Origin of the sequence: Methylococcus capsulatus (assembly GCF_036864975.1) — a bacterium.
In the GTDB taxonomy this organism is placed as follows: Bacteria; Pseudomonadota; Gammaproteobacteria; order Methylococcales; family Methylococcaceae; genus Methylococcus.
In genome coordinates, this window is the sequence record NZ_CP104311.1 from 2029117 (window position 1) to 2043854 (window position 14738).

Genomic DNA, 14738 nt, shown 5'->3' on the forward strand with positions numbered 1-14738 from the left:
AGTCGTCTTTTTCGGCGAGTGGCGAACCGATTAAAATGGCGCAAATACGACAGCTTGGTCCCGCCGTTCCCTCACCACCCCGGTTCCCAGACCTTTCGGATGCCCCTATTGTCCCGTTCGTTTCTTGCGCAGATGGAGTTTCGCGTGGTCGCCACTGGGCCGCTGGTGGACCTGTCCTTTGCCGTCAAGGATTTGATCGATATCGCCGGCCATGTGACAGGCTGCGCCAATCCTGACTGGGCCAGGAGCCATCCGCCCGCGGTTGCTCATGCCGTGTGCGTCGAGCAATGCCTGCAGGCCGGCGCCGTCTGCCTGGGCAAGACCCTGGCGGATGAGCTGGCTTTCGGCCTCACCGGAGAGAATGCGTTCTACGGCACCCCACTGAATCCGGCTGCGCCCGACCGGGTACCCGGTGGTTCGTCCAGCGGCTCGGCGACAGCAGTGGCAGCGGGGGAGGCGGACTTCGCCCTGGGCACCGACACGGCTGGTTCCATCCGGCTGCCCGCCAGCAACTGCGGCGTCTGGGGGATGCGGCCCAGCCATGGTAGGATTTCCGTGGCCGGCGTCAATCCGCTGGCACCCGGTTTCGATACGGTTGGCGCTTTCGCCCGCGATGGCGAAACGCTGCAGCGGGTCATGAGCCTGTTGCTGAACGTCGATCCGCTCCCCACCGTTTCCGGCAGGCTGTGGCTGTTGCAGGAGGGCTTCGACGCGGTGGAGCCTGCCGTCCGTGGGGCATTCGAACCGGTCATGAAGCGGCTGGCCGGCAGTTTCCCGTGCCGTGAAATTTCCTTGCGAGGTATCGACGGGGAGGGCGGGATTTCCGGCATGGACAACTGGCGCCAGGTCTTTCAGCCCATTCAGTGGGCAGAAATCTGGAGCACCCTGGGTTCATGGATCGAATCAGCCCGCCCGGCCTTGGGCGAGCGCACCCGCCGTAACTTCGAGCTGGCCAAAGGCTTGGACCGCCGTCTGCTGGTGGCTGCGCTGGCGCAGAGGGAGCGCTATCGGGCGGCGCTTGCAAGATTCCTCGGGCCGGAAGACCTGATCTGTTTTCCCACGGTGCATACACCGGCGCCTTTGAAGGGGAGCCTCGGGCTGGACCGCACTCAGGGCGATTATTTTCCGCGGGTGCTGGCCCGCATGGCGATCGCCGGGATCGGCCGGCTGCCGCAGATTTCACTCCCGGCGGTCGATGTGGAAGGGGCGCCCGTCGGTCTTTCCCTGCTGGCCGCGGAAGGGAACGATGCGTTCTTGTTGGCCGCCGCCCTGGGAGTCGCGGCCGCACTCGATGACTAGCCGGAGCCCAGCCCCGGCGGGCCTGCCGGCTCCAGCATAGCCTGAAGGGAGGAGGGGCAGGGATGGGATCCGTCAGATGCGCCTCGAAGCGAGTGTGCCGGGGCCGGGGAGTCGCTTTCGCCTGGCTGCTCATGTTGCCGGCCGCCACAGCGGTGCAGGGTGTCGAGCCGTGCGTGCAGTCTCCCTCGTCCGCATCGGCTCTCGGCCGTTCCACCGGGCACACCGCAAGGTATCGCGAACACGTCCACAGTACGGAACCGGACCGGCCGCCGAGGCCGAGCTCCACGGCTGCGCCCGCGCCCGCAGGGAAGGCTCCGGCGCCTCGGGCGGTGACGGTCCGGGAGCCAGGCCCCGATCTCGCCAATCTTCCCAACTCGTCTTACACGCTGCCCGAAGGCGGTATCTATCTGGAAATGAGCCCTTTCACGATGCAGGGGGCAAGTTCGGATTCGGTGAAACAGTACAACTGGGAATTCCTGTTCCGTTACGGCCTGACCGACGACGTGGAACTGCGCCTGTTCACCCAGGGGCTGACCGTGCAAGGGCCACCCCAGTCGGCCACCGGCTTTTCGCCGATCACCTTCGATACCAAGGTGCATCTCGACCAGGGGGATCTCGGGTATTTCAACTACTCGGTGGGGCTGGAGTCCTACGTGCAGACCACCTGGGGGAGTCCCGTCTTCAGCAACGGCACCCAGGGGTCCCTGATGCTCAATGCGGATCATGTCCTGCCATGGGACATCGCCTTGAACTGGAATTTCGGTTTCGCGAGCCTGAAAGATTTCAGGGGCGCCGAGGTCATCCTGCCTTCGCTTCAGTGGGCCTTCCAGCGCGATATCGTCGACGACTTCGCGCTCTTCATCCAGGGTTATGTGAACGCCGCAGCCCTGCCGCGTACGCTGCATGCCGGAGCGGTCGGGCCGGTCAAGAACCTGCAGGAGCATGCGATCGGCGCTGGTTTCCAGTGGACGGTGAACGACCGCATCGCGGTCTTCGGGAGCTACACCGGCGCTTTGGGAGCCTATGTGCCCAGCTATCTGGGTACGATGGGGCTGGCCATCGCCTTCTGACTCAGCCGAACAGCTCCTTTATCCAGGCGCTGCGGCGTTCGCGCTCCAGCAATTCGGTGCGGGCGCGGACCAGCACGAGGGTGAAGTAGTAGCACTGGAACGCCAGCGCCATCAGCAGCAGCGGGAGCAACATGCTGGGGTGGATCGAGGGCTTGTCCAGCTTGGTGACGGTGGGCCCCTGATGCAGGGTGTTCCACCATTCCACCGAGTAATGGATGATGGGGATGTTGACCACCCCCACCAGGATCAGGAGACCCCCGGCGCGGGCGGCGGTGCGCTTGTCTTCGATGGCGGAGACCAGGGCGATATAGCCCAGGTACAGGAACAGCAGGATCAGCTCCGAAGTCAGCCGCGCATCCCATACCCACCACGTCCCCCACATGGGTTTGCCCCAGAGCGAGCCGGTCGCCAGGGCCAGGAAGGTGAATGATGCGCCCATCGCCGCCGAGCTGGAGGCCATGACGTCGGCCAGTTTGATGTTCCAGATCAAATGGATGGCATACAACACCGCCATGAAGGTATAGATGAACAGGGACATCCAGGCCGCCGGCACGTGGACGAACATGATCCGGTAACTCTCGCCCTGCTGGTAGTCCGGTGGCGCCTTGAACAGGCCGAAGTACAGGCCGGAGACGAAAAGTACGGCGGTGATCGTGCCCAGCCAGGGAATCAGCTTGCCGCTGATGCGGTAGAAATACTTGGGGGATGCGAGTTTATGGAAGAAGGTCCACATGGCTTCAACTCATGCTAATGCGCAGGGCGGCGGCGATAGCGACCGGAGCGAGTGTCAGTGCCAGCACCAGCAGCGCCGCCAGGAAGTACAGCTGTCCTTCGATCGGCATGCCGGCGCCGGCGGCGGCGACGGCATTGGTGGCGAAGATCAGCACCGGGATGTAGAGAGGAAGGATCAGCAGGGTGAGCAGGATGCCGCCGCGCTTGAGGCCCACCGTGAGCGCCACCCCGATTGCGCCGATCAGGCTCAGCAGCGGTGTGCCGATGGCGAGCGTCGCTTCCAGCGCCCACGCTGCTTTGGAGGGCATGTCCAGCAGCAGCGCCAGGAGCGGTGCCAGGAGCAGCATGGGCAGGCCGCTGACCAGCCAGTGCGCCAACACCTTGGCGATCACCAGCACCGACAGAGGTCGGGGACTGAGCAGCATCTGTTCCAGCGAGCCGTCGTCGAAATCGCTGCGGAACAGGTTTTCCAGCGAGAACAGGGCAGCCAGGAGGGCCGCGATCCAGATCACGCCAGGCGCGATCTTCCTCAGCAGTTCGGGCTCAGGGCTGACCCCCAGGGGGTAGAGCGTGACGACGATCAGAAAAAACAGTAGCGGATTGGCCAGTTCGCCGCGATGGCGAAAAGCCAGCATCAGGTCGCGCCGCAGTATGGCGAGGAAGGCGGAGGCGAGCCCGTTCATGTCAGGTGCAGGCTCCGGCAGTCGCCCCGGACTTCCAGTGCGTGGTGCGAAGTCATCAACGCCATCCCGCCGTTCGCCAGATGGATTTCCAGCAGTTCACGTACCAGGGCGATGCCCCGAACGTCCAGGGCGGTGAAAGGTTCATCGAGAATCCACAGGGGCACGGGGTTGATCAGCAGGCGGCAAAGCGCCGTGCGCTGCTTTTGGCCCGCGGAAAGCCCCCGCGCCGGTACGTCCTCGAAGCCGCGCAGCCCGACGCGGGCCAGTGCGTCTTCGATGCGCGCATCATCGACCATCCGATCGCGGAGTGCCGCGGAAACCTTGAGATTTTCCACCGGCGACAGCTCCGCTTTGAGTCCGGGAGCGTGACCCATGTAAACCATCGCGGCGAAATAGGTCGTGCGGTTGCGCTGGATGTCCAGGCCGCGCCAGCGTACCTCGCCATCGGCAGGACGGCTCAGTCCCGCCAGCACGCGGAGCAGGCTGGTCTTGCCGGCGCCGTTGGCGCCTTCGACCTGCAGCAGTTGGCCGGGTGAAAGGGTCAGGTTGAGGCCGGAAAACAATAGCCGGTCGCCCCGAATGCACTCGAGGCCCTCGGCGCGAAGAGGGGCGTCTGACAAAGGCTTGGGTGGTCAAGGATTAGAGAAGTGCGCGGCTTGCCGGGCGGGTCACATCTTACCTTCGCCGAAGTTCAGTGCATAGATGGTGATATGAGAACCCCAGCCGGATTGGTAGACCGGCTGTGCCTGTGTCAGCGGTCTGGTCAGAGAGGTCGTGAAAGGCAACAGTCGCGCCAGGAGCGTATCCCGGCCTTGCGGTGTAGTGATGCGCCAGGCCTGCACGCCGGCTCCGGGCGTCTGCTGGACCAGATAGCTGGCCTGATCGACGTCCCGCCGGGCCCACTGCTGTACCGCCGCGATCTGGCTGTGCAGCTCTCCCCCAGGAAAGCGGGCCGCCTCGAATGGGAGACGGATGCCGGCCAGCGTCTCGATTTCGCCGAGGCGGGCCAGATCGTCCAGGCAGACGAGCAGGTAAACCGGACGCTCTGCCGGCAGCTGGGTCTTCATCTCCTCCAAGGCGGCGTCCGCCTCCATGGTCAGCCAGCGCGCCAGCCGCCGAGACGATGCCGGGACCGTGGCAAATCCGCCCGCTACCTTTCCCCATAAACTCCGCTCTCCATCGTCCGGGAAAGCGGCAGCGGTCGGCCGGTCGAGCCAGGTGTCGCGGCCGCTGAGAAAATGGATACGCTGGGCGTCGTCCCACCATGCCAGGAACAGGGCGTTCCCGTTCGTGTGGCGGACGATGGCATCGCCCGCGGCCCGCCATGAATCGTGCCGCAGCCGGTCCGCGGGAAACAGGATCACCCGATGACTTTGGTTCTGGCCGTCGCGATAATCGGCCACGGTCAGCGGGACCGAGGCTTCGCCCCGGCGCAGGTTATACCGAGTCAGCGCCGTGATGGGGAAAGCCCCGCCGGGTTCCAGCGCAGTACGTTCCGCCTCGGCAATCGGTAATTCTTCATAACTGAATGCCGGCCGGAACCGATCGTACAGCAGAATCGCACCGCCCGTGAGCACCAGAACGAAACCCGCGAGGCGGGCCAGCCGAAACCGCATCGGCCGGCCCGTGGTGTCCGCCATCAATGTTTGCGCCGGTAGAGCAGCACGGCGATGCCTGCCAGCAGCGCCAGTCCTCCCAGGACATTGCGGAGGTTCGAGCCTTCGTTCCCGGCGGCCGGCTTGACCCCGGCGCCGGCGGTATTGCCGGCCTTCTCGCGCAAGCGGGTGTTTTCGTCCATGATGACTGCGTAGTCCCGCATCAGCTCGGACCAGCCCTCGGTGTAAGTGAATCCGCCAGGGTTGCCGTGGACGAGGCCCTTGTAGAGCTTGATCAGGTCGTGCTCCCACATGTCGGCATGGACCCGTTCCACATGGCTGGGATTGTTGCCCTTGGCCCAGAACAGCTGGAAGAACCCGCCGGGGGCATCCTTCTCCGGTACCGGGGGAACTGGGCGGTTGGTCTTCTGGCCCGGCAGCAGACCGTCCTTGAACAGCCCTTCGACGACCTGCCTGGCTTCCTGTTCCACCTTGAGTCCTGCGAGTGTGCCCTTATCGGCCGCGTCCAGGTAGCTTCTGGCGAAGCTCGGGCTGTGACAGTTGGCACAGGTGGCGTTCCAGTTTTCCTTGCGGCCTTCGAACCACGGATGTTTCAGGTTGTCGGCGATGGCCGGCGTGGGGTTGAAGCCCCAGCGGACTTTGCGCACCAGGTTGTGCGAGAACTCGCCGTTGAACTCGAAATGGCAGTACTGGCAGGTCGGCGCGGTATAGCCGCCTTTGGACAGGGCGTCCTTGAGCGGGACCTCGAAGTTCCAGGTCGACTTGTGGGTCTGGTAAACCGTGCCGTGTTTGGACAGCGTGTAGTTCTCCCACTCATTGTGATCCACCCCGTTGTGGCAGGTCGCGCAAGCTTCGGGCTGGCGGGCCTCGGCGGCGGAGAAGGTGTGGCGGGTATGGCAGCCGTCGCACTTGTTCTGCTGGTAATGGCACATATCGCAGCCCTGGGCGATTTCGCGCTCGGCCATACCGGCCCAGATGGCGGTTTCGACGTTGGCTTCCCAGTCCACCGCATGAGATGGATGGCCTTTGCCCCACTGGCCCTGCGGCCACTGCTGGTCCTTCTCGGATTCGGCCTCGGCGAACTCCTGCACGTGGCAGCTCCCGCACTGGCTGCGGTCCGGCATGACCAGATCCTTGTCATGCCGGATGGATTGGGCGCCCACCTTGCCGTGGCAGTCGATACAGCCGACTTCCTTGAGCGATTCGCCTGCCTTCAAGAGACCTTGTTCGACCAGATTCCGCTCGATCTCGGCCAGTTTCTCCTTCTTGTAGAAACGCGCGTCCTGGCCGTTGCTGAGATTACGGATTGCCTCCAGCTTCGCATGGGTGCTGTTTTCCCAGGCATGGAACGCGCCGGGTGTCACACTCTGATGGCAGGCCACGCATTGGTCACGGGTCACCTCGCCCGAGACCGCAGTGGGTGGTTGGTAGAAATTTTTGGGGTTCCAGTATTTCTGGATCGGGATCGGTTCCCAGTACTGCGAGAACTTACCCTTGCCGGGATGGTCCTTCTCGTACTTGTCTTTGATCTGGGAAAAATCCGTCCCGCTGGCCGCGGCGAATGCTGCCGCGTGCGCGAAAATGAGCAATGCGGCCAGCAGCCATGTCGTCGTTGTTCTGATCATCGCGGTGTGCTCCTTCGGCAATTCCGTCCTGGTTGTCATCGGCATAAAGTATCGAAACAAAACCAAATGCCGTCAATAAAAAAACCGTCGTTCGAAGCGCAGATGTCCGCCGGCATGTCGGCTCGCCCGGTGTCACTCCAGGGTGCTCGGACTCCAGAACGCTTGGCCGACGACGGGATGCTCCTTGAGCTGCTTCAGTATGTGCTCCAGGTGGCTTCCATCGACTGAGGCGGCGGCGAGCGTGGCTTCGATTTCGATCTCCTCGTCGCCGAAGGCGTGCACCGCCAGATCGCTGAGTGGATAGCCGGCCTCCTGCAGCACCTGTTCCACCAGCGCCAGCGCATCCTTCCGCCACCGGCGCGGGGCGATGACGTAGACGGTGTGGGTGACTTCCACCGCCGGCGTGTCGATCGGCTGGCGGTTGATGCGCTCCACCAGGGGACGCAGCAAGGTATTGGCGGCCAGCACGAAAACGGTGGCGACCAGGGCTTCGAGGATCAGGTCTGCGCCGGCGCAGGCGCCGACCGCCGCCGATCCCCACAGGGTGGCAGCGGTGTTCAGGCCACGGACATTGCCTTGTTCGCGCATGATGACACCGGCCCCCAGGAAGCCGACGCCGGATACGACGTAGGCGACCACGCGCACGGCGCCGTCAGGGCCGTGCAGGCGGTTCGCCATGTCAACGAAGATGGCGGCACCCAGAGCCACGAGGACGTTGGTACGGAGGCCCGCCGTGCGCTGGCGGAATTGCCGCTCGAGTCCGATTGCGGTGCCCAGCAGGAAGGCTGCGGCCAGGCTGACGAGCGTGTCCAGCAAGGAAGCGGTATTGATGTTCTGGATCGCTTCCATTTCAGGATGCCGGCGCGGCAGCGGCCAGGTCTTCGGCGATGCTGGCCAAGGTCGGGGTGGCGATGCCGGCAGCCCTGGCATGGTCCATCGCCCGCCGCAGTCGTACCGGCGCGGTACGCCCGGTGCAGATGTGGTTGGGGTCGCCGGCAAAGCCTTCGAGCATCCCCGCCAGCAGCCGTTCCCGCGGCAGTCGGGTTTGGGTGAGCCATTCCTGGATGTCGAGGATCTCCTGGGCCGTTTTTTCCGCCAGTTCGCGGTGCCGTTCCCACAGCTCGCTGACCGTGCCGCCGGTGCGGAGGCCGGCGATGTTGATGGTGAGGATGTAGAGGTTTTTCCGGACCAGCTCGTATAGCAGATCCTCGTCGGGAATGGCATGGCAGGATACCTCGATCGCATCCAGGGCCTCAACGATCAGGCCGGCGCGGGGGCCGGCGACCGGCGTGGGCAGCACCGGTACGAAGGGTCGGCCCTTCTTCTTGTCGAACCACACCACGATCACGGTGGGATCGGCGATGCGGTGGCGTTGCCAGTCGCGCGGCAGTAGTTCGTTCTGCAATAGGCCCAGCCGTTCGCGCCATGTTGGCGGCAGCGAGTCCAGAACCGGATGCAGCTCCGTTTCACCGACCGCGACGAGCACCAGCTCGGGTTCGGGAATCGCCTGCGCCACGCTTTCCGGACGGCTCCCCCGCAGGATGGGGTAGACAGGGTGGCCGCATTTCAAGAAACCACGGGCGAACAAATCGCCCATTTCTCCCATCCCGATGATGACGATAGGTTTTTTCATGAGGCATCTTCCCACAGGCTTTTCAGTCGCCGCACAAAAGATGCGGCAATTGTGCCATCGACCCGAACACGATGGCACCCGCCTCGGCGAGGGTGTCCGGTTCCTCGTCGCCGGCATAGCCGTACACCGTCATCCCGGCCGCCCGCGCCGCCAGCACGCCGCTGCGCGAATCTTCGACGACCGCGCAGCGCTCGGGACTGGCGTCCATCTGCCGGGCCGCGTGCAGGAAGAGGTCGGGCGCCGGTTTGGGATGCGCAACCTGGGCAGCGGAATAGGCATGCTCGCCGAAGTATTTGCCGAGCCCTGTCACTGTGAGCGACAACGCCAGCCGGGCCGGTGGCGACTGGGAGGCGACGCACAGCCTGCCGCCGCGCGCCGTCAGCAGATCGAGCACCGGACGAACGCCTTCCACCGGCTGCAAGTCGCGCTGGAAGCCCTGGGCCGTGGCGATGCCGAGTTCATAGAACCAGTCGGCATTCAAAGGCGGCCGGGCCGCGGTTTCAGCCCAGCGGGCCACATCCGCCATGGTTTTGCCTTTGAACATGGTACGCAAGGCATCGGCCTCGATTGGCAGTCCTCGTTCGTTGAAGAACGCGGCGGTAATGCGGTTCACCAGCCGCTCGCTGTCCACCAGCACGCCGTCGCAGTCGAAGATGACGAGTTCGTACTTCATACGCCCGGACCGATGAGTTCCACGGCGTTGCCGTCCGGGTCGCGGCAGAAGACGGCGCGCCGTCCGGAGCGGCTGGTGGTGTAGGGTATGCCGACCTGTTCCAGGCGGGCGAGCAGCGCATCCCAGTCCGCCACCGCCAGCGCCACGTGGCGGTCCCGCCCGCCGTGCCGAGGCCGTTCCGTGCCCCGGTCGGGATTGGGGAGCACCATGAGATGGATTTGCTGAGGGCCGAGGTCGTACCAGATTCCATCGAAATCGAAATTCGGACGGGTGTCACTGGGTGCCAGCTCCAGCACACCTTCGTAGAAGCGGCGGCTGGCCTCCAGATCGGCTACCAGGAGGGAGACATGGTGCAAATGGCTGATGAGGAGCGTGTGGGGCATCGTATTCCGGTCGGGTTGTCGGCCACGGGGCTGGGATTGTGCCAGAAGCGGGGGGAGGCAAGTAATGGTCTGCATGATAAGTTACCGTCTTTCACACTCGATTCCTTATCCCGATCACCATGAACGACGACATGACGGCTGAATTCTCGACCGACGCCCAGCAGCTTCTCGATTTCATCGACCAGAGTCCCAGTCCCTGGCATGCCGGGCGTTCGATAGCGGTCCGGCTGCTGGCGGCCGGTTTCCGGCGCCTGGAGGAGGGTGAGGTGTGGCGACTGGAGCCGGGCGATCGCGCTTTCGTGGTGCGGGGCGACTCCTCGGTGGTCGCTTTCACGGTGGGCGAGGCGGTGCTGGCCGAAACCGGCTTCCGCGTCGTCGGCGCGCATACCGACTCGCCGGGCTTGCGGGTCAAGCCGCGGGGAGCGCATGCGGAAGGCTCCATGTTGCGGCTGGGGGTGGAGGTTTATGGCGGGCCGATCCTCGCTACCTTCGCCGACCGGGATCTGAGTCTGGCAGGGCGGGTGGGGGTGCGGACGGAGGCGGGCGTCGATGTCCGCCTGGTCGACTTTCCGCATGCGTTGGTGCGCCTGCCGAACCTGGCCATCCACATGAACCGCGAAGTCAACAAGGAGGGGTTGAAATTCAACAAGCAGACCGAACTGCCACTGCTGCTGGCGGTGGCGGACGACACGCCGCCGGAGGAGCGGCTGCGCGCCTTGTTGGCGGAGCGGGCAGGCTGCGAACCGAAGGACGTCTTGAGCTGGGAGCTGAGCGTATTCGACGTTCAGCCGGGAGCTGTCTGGGGCCCGCAGGGGGAGTTCATTGCGGACAGCCAGTTGGACAACCTGGCGTCTTGCCATGCCGGGCTGAGCGCCTTGCTGCAGGCGGCGCCTGAGGCGGTGGCGGTGGCGGCGTTCTTCGATCACGAGGAAATCGGCAGCGAAAGTCACAAGGGCGCGAACGGGGCGTTCTTGCCGGACGTGCTGGAGCGTATCGCACTGGCCTCGGGTCTGGACCGTACCGGCTACAAGCGGGCGCTGGCACGCAGCTTTCTCGTCAGTGCCGACATGGCGCATGCATACCAGCCCAATTTCCCACAGTCTTACGAACCGCTGCACAAGGTTTTCGTGAACGCGGGACCGGTCGTTAAGACCAATGCCTGCGGCCGTTACGCGACCGACGTCGAGGCGGCGGCGCGCATCATCCGCCTGTGCGAGGAAGCCGGTCTGCCATACCAGCAGTACGTGCACCGCACCGATCTGGGCTGTGGCAGCACCATCGGTCCCATGACCGCCGCGCGTTTGGGTATCCCTGCCGCCGATATCGGCAACCCCATGTGGGCGATGCACAGCGTACGCGAAAGCGCCGGGGTACGGGATCATACCTACATGATTCGTCTATTGCGGTGCTTTTTCTCAACGGGAGCGTGAGCCGCCGTCGTTCAGCCTGTATATCAGCACATGTTCACGCGGGCTGGGAGAGAACGTTTTGAGGGGTTCGCGGTTCAGCGCCTTTTCCGCCTTCTTGAGGTCGCGCGGCGAGGTCAGTCGCAGAGCCAGGTAGCCCGGTAGGCTGGGGCGGTTCAGCCAGTCCGCGAGCCGATCGACCGCCATCAGCTGGCGAGTCTGTTCTTGATTCATGCGGCGTCCGGCGTAGTAGTCGAGCCTCGGGTCGTTGGTCGCAAGGCTTGCGCCGGCCGGGAGGTTTTCCCGCACCCAACGGCCGGCGTCGCGCAGGTACAGGCGGTAGTCGGGGGTCACGATAGCGCTCTTGATGCAAAGCGCCGCGACCAGCCCCAGCGCCAGCCGCTTGGCCCTGGGCGATCCCGTTCCGGCGGCGATGCGCTCCAGGTAGACCCCGCCAGCGAGCAGCAGTAGCGCGGAAGGCAGCAGTGCGTAGCGTTGGTCCGGGACGAACTGGACGGCCAGGAATATCAGGAGCGTGCCGCTGGCCATGGCGGCTGTCCAGAGGATCAGCCCGAACCGGGGCGGCAGCCGCCCTCCGAACCGGTATCCGGCGTAACCGAAAATCCCCAGCAGAACCGGACCGAGATTGGCGCCGATCAGCCATACCAGGGTGGCGACGAGTCCCGTGCCCAGGATCAGTTTTGCGTACTCCGCGCCGTAGTCGTTGGGCAGCGCCGCGGCCAGCCGATCGGCGTGCAGAGAGAAGAACTTCCAGATCAGCGTCGGGTCGTGATAGCCATAGGCGGTGATTTCCCACAGCTTGCCGGGTGCCAGCCTGCCCGTGGCGAGCAGCACCCCCCCGAAGGCCAGCATGGGTATGATCCCGCTGATCGGTAAAAAGAAATTGCGCGCCCTGGTGGGCCAGGGCAACGGCTCCACAAGGAAATAGAGGGGGACGGTGAGGATCAGCACCAGGGCCTCGATCCGGAACACGAATGCGACGGCGACGCCGGCTTGCCAGAGCACGGCGTGAGCCCATAGGCCCCGAGCCTCGAAACGGAACTTGACCAGATGCAACAGTCCCCAAAGGCTGGCCGCCAGGAAGCCCCAGTCCCGGACGATGTTCAGCCGGTCGCCCAGTGCCGGGAAAGCCAGGATGAGCGCCACCGGCGCCCAGCCGGAAGGTGTTTCGCTGCCATCGCGCAGGGCGAAATGCAGCCGGACGAAGCAATCCGCGATCACCAGGAAACAGAAAGCGTCGAGCAGGTGGGCGGATGTCTCCAGCGGCCAGCCGGTGAGGCGGGAGGCTGCGGCGATCATTATGGAATAGCCGGGCCATCCGTAGATCGTCACCGCTGCCTTCAGCCCCTGGTCGAGAAAGGCCGCAGCGGCATCCAGGTACAGTACACCGTCCTTGTTGATGACATCGCCCACCGTCATCGAAATGACGAAGAACCCGGCCATGAGGGCGGCCGCGGCAAGCCGCGCGCCGGCTTCGCCGGGAGGAAAGGGATGAAGGAGAGTGGGCATGTCCGGCATCAGGGCGCGCGGGCGAAAGTCCGGATGCCGTCGGGGTGAGCGAGGAGCCGTTCCGCCACCCGTACGGCACCCTTCACCGTGAGGTGGTTGCCGTCGAATCGGTAGATCAGGTCGGCTTTGTGATAGGCGTAGCAATACTGCGCATCGCACAAGACCGTTGCCGGGTCGAACAGCCGGACCTTGTCCGGAAAGCGGGCCGCGGCTTCTTCGATCAGGCCGCGTGCGAGGGCCTGGTCCCGTTCATGGACGGACCGCGGGATCTGGCAGCCGCTGTCCGGGCTCCGCGGAAGCAAGGGACGCAGCAGCGAATAACAGGCGGTCATGACGGTCCGGTCCATGTCCGGGTTGTCCAGGCTGAGGATGACAAACTTGTTCGCCCGCAGCAGGCGCTCTAAGGTGTCCGAAAGGCCGATGCGGAACAGGCCGGCCGCGCCTGGGGACTCGCCGGTTTGAGTACGCCGCAGCGTCATGCCGCCGTCCAGATACTGCTTGTAGTATGCCGCGATGATCACCGTGGTGATTTCCGGCGTCCGTGCGATGAAGTCGATCGCATTGCCCACGAAGGGTTGGCAGCTGGCGCTCCTGCCATTTTTCCTGATCGTGTCCACTCCGACAAAGGGTAGGCAGCTGCCGCGTCCGAGGTTGATCACAGTTTCCGGCCGGGCCGTTGCAGTCGCCAAGCCCTGGTAGAGCATGTTGCCGTGGGAGTCGCCGATCACCGCGGTCAGCGGCTGGTCCTTGGGCAAGTCGCCGAGCTGGAAGAAGTCCTCGCCCGGTCTGAATTTCCCCTGGAACAGCTCCTTGGCGATGCCGTTGCTGCGGTAGCCGTCCGCGGCCAGGCGGGGCGGGTCGCGGTCGATCTTCAGGCGGACGTCGGCGAGTGCGGGGCGCTCCGGCAGGCCGTCGGCACGGTACACGGTCAGGCCCAGCAGGCCGGCGCAGGCGAGTAGGCTCCACAGCGCCAGCAGTTTGACTCGTTGCAACTCAGGAGCGCCGAAACGCAGTGGGCGTTCGACGTAGCGAAAGGTCAGCCAGGCCAGTAGCAAAGCGGCGGCGACGAGGACCGCGGCACGGTGATGCAGTGGTTCGCCCGAGCGCAGGATCAGCCCGAACGACAGCAGGAGCCAGTGCCAGAGATAGAGGGGGTAGCTGATGACCCCGATGAAGACCATCGGACGGCTGGCGAGCAGCCGCCGGTTGACCCAGGTGCCCTGGCCGGCGCCGATCAGCAACAGGGCGCCCAACGTGGGCAAGAGCGCCCAGGCACCGGGAAAATCCTTGTCTTTGTCCAAAACGAAGACTGCCGCGGCGAGCAGCAGCATCCCGGCTACGGCCTGCAATTGGTGGCGCGTGCTGGTCAAAGGCTTGGCGGTGGCTCGCCGGAAATGGACGTAGGCCAGGGTGCTTCCGCCCAACAGTTCCCAAAAGCGGGTGAAGGGCAGGAAGAAAGCAGAGGCGGCGTCGCTGTGGACCAAGTACAGATTGCCGCCGAAAGAAACGACCGCGAGCGTGAGCAAGGTATAGGCCGGATTGGCCCGGAGACGCCACAGCAACGCCATGAGCAGCGGGTAGACCAGGTAGAACTGCTCTTCAATGCCCAGAGACCACAGGTGCAGCAGGGGCTTGAATTCGGCCGCCGTGTCGAAATAGCCCGATTCGCGCCATAGCACCAGGTTGGAAACAAAACCGGCGCCGGCGGCGACATGTTTTCCCAGGGCCTGGTATTCGTCGGCCAGCAGCGCGAACCAGCCGAAGGCCAGGCCGCCCAGCAGGACCGTGATCAGCGCGGGGAAGATGCGTCGGGCCCGGCGTGCATAGAAGTCGGTCAGGCTGAAACTGCCGGCATCGAGGTTCCTGAAGATGATGCCACCGATCAGGTAGCCGGAAATGACAAAGAAAACGTCGACGCCGACGAAGCCGCCCGGCAGCGAACGCGGATAGGCGTGAAAGACGATGACGGCCAGGATGGCGATCGCGCGCAAACCGTCGATGTCGGGGCGATAGGCGAGATGTCTGTGGGTATGCATGTCCGGTTCAACGGCGCTCCGGTCGACGCGTCCGGCATGAGCCCGGTGCGGG

Annotated in this window: 14 protein-coding genes; 3 read left to right on the forward strand and 11 right to left on the reverse strand. The window is 64.6% G+C overall.

Annotated elements, in window-relative coordinates:
- Positions 1-99 precede the first annotated feature (99 nt).
- A complete protein-coding gene (locus tag N4J17_RS10135) occupies positions 100-1299 on the forward strand; it encodes an amidase (protein WP_198324098.1) in 1200 nt (399 codons plus the stop codon).
- Between the two features lie 329 nt (positions 1300-1628).
- Complete coding sequence (locus N4J17_RS10140) at positions 1629-2369, forward strand: hypothetical protein (protein WP_277458314.1); 741 nt, start codon at positions 1629-1631, stop codon at positions 2367-2369.
- A 1-nt stretch (position 2370) separates the two neighbouring features.
- Here N4J17_RS10140 and N4J17_RS10145 read toward each other — a convergent pair whose 3' ends face one another.
- From N4J17_RS10145 to N4J17_RS10185, 9 genes are all read right to left on the reverse strand, one after another.
- A complete protein-coding gene (locus N4J17_RS10145; RefSeq protein ID WP_198324096.1) occupies positions 2371-3102 on the reverse strand; it encodes a heme ABC transporter permease in 732 nt (243 codons plus the stop codon).
- Positions 3103-3106: 4 nt separating this feature from the next.
- Positions 3107-3784 carry a heme exporter protein CcmB gene (ccmB, locus tag N4J17_RS10150; RefSeq protein WP_198324095.1) on the reverse strand — a complete coding sequence of 226 codons (678 nt, stop codon included), beginning with the start codon at positions 3782-3784 and terminating at the stop codon, positions 3107-3109.
- Positions 3781-4404 (reverse strand): cytochrome c biogenesis heme-transporting ATPase CcmA, encoded by a 624-nt coding sequence (ccmA, locus tag N4J17_RS10155; protein ID WP_198324094.1) that lies wholly within the window; start codon positions 4402-4404, stop codon positions 3781-3783. Before ccmA ends, ccmB begins: the two co-directional genes overlap by 4 nt.
- Before the next feature lie 48 nt (positions 4405-4452).
- Positions 4453-5424, reverse strand: coding sequence for a hydroxylamine oxidation protein HaoB (gene haoB, locus N4J17_RS10160; RefSeq protein WP_198324093.1), 972 nt, complete (start codon positions 5422-5424; stop codon positions 4453-4455).
- On the reverse strand, positions 5424-7025 hold the full coding sequence (locus tag N4J17_RS10165) for a multiheme c-type cytochrome (RefSeq protein ID WP_232470721.1): 1602 nt from the start codon (positions 7023-7025) through the stop codon (positions 5424-5426). Before N4J17_RS10165 ends, haoB begins: the two co-directional genes overlap by 1 nt.
- Positions 7026-7157: 132 nt before the next feature.
- Positions 7158-7874, reverse strand: coding sequence for an MgtC/SapB family protein (locus N4J17_RS10170; protein WP_198324092.1), 717 nt, complete (start codon positions 7872-7874; stop codon positions 7158-7160).
- 1 nt (position 7875) lies between these two features.
- Positions 7876-8658: a hypothetical protein gene (locus N4J17_RS10175; protein ID WP_198324091.1), complete on the reverse strand. Its 783-nt coding sequence runs from the start codon at positions 8656-8658 to the stop codon at positions 7876-7878.
- A gap of 22 nt (positions 8659-8680) precedes the next feature.
- Positions 8681-9331, reverse strand: a complete 651-nt coding sequence (locus N4J17_RS10180; RefSeq protein ID WP_198324090.1) for an HAD family hydrolase — start codon at positions 9329-9331, stop codon at positions 8681-8683.
- Positions 9328-9714, reverse strand: a complete 387-nt coding sequence (locus N4J17_RS10185) for a VOC family protein (RefSeq protein ID WP_198324089.1) — start codon at positions 9712-9714, stop codon at positions 9328-9330. The genes N4J17_RS10180 and N4J17_RS10185 overlap by 4 nt, the downstream gene beginning before the upstream one ends.
- A 131-nt stretch (positions 9715-9845) precedes the next feature.
- Here N4J17_RS10185 and N4J17_RS10190 point away from each other — a divergent pair, with 131 nt between their 5' ends.
- Positions 9846-11144 (forward strand): M18 family aminopeptidase, encoded by a 1299-nt coding sequence (locus N4J17_RS10190; RefSeq protein WP_277458313.1) that lies wholly within the window; start codon positions 9846-9848, stop codon positions 11142-11144.
- On the opposite strand, the gene N4J17_RS10195 is transcribed toward N4J17_RS10190, so the two are convergent.
- Both N4J17_RS10195 and N4J17_RS10200 read right to left on the reverse strand, forming a co-directional pair.
- Positions 11130-12650, reverse strand: coding sequence for a hypothetical protein (locus N4J17_RS10195; protein ID WP_198323253.1), 1521 nt, complete (start codon positions 12648-12650; stop codon positions 11130-11132). The two genes, N4J17_RS10190 and N4J17_RS10195, sit on opposite strands and share 15 nt — an antisense overlap.
- Positions 12651-12658: 8 nt before the next feature.
- A complete protein-coding gene (locus tag N4J17_RS10200) occupies positions 12659-14686 on the reverse strand; it encodes an acyltransferase family protein (RefSeq protein WP_198323254.1) in 2028 nt (675 codons plus the stop codon).
- Positions 14687-14738: the final 52 nt, after the last annotated feature.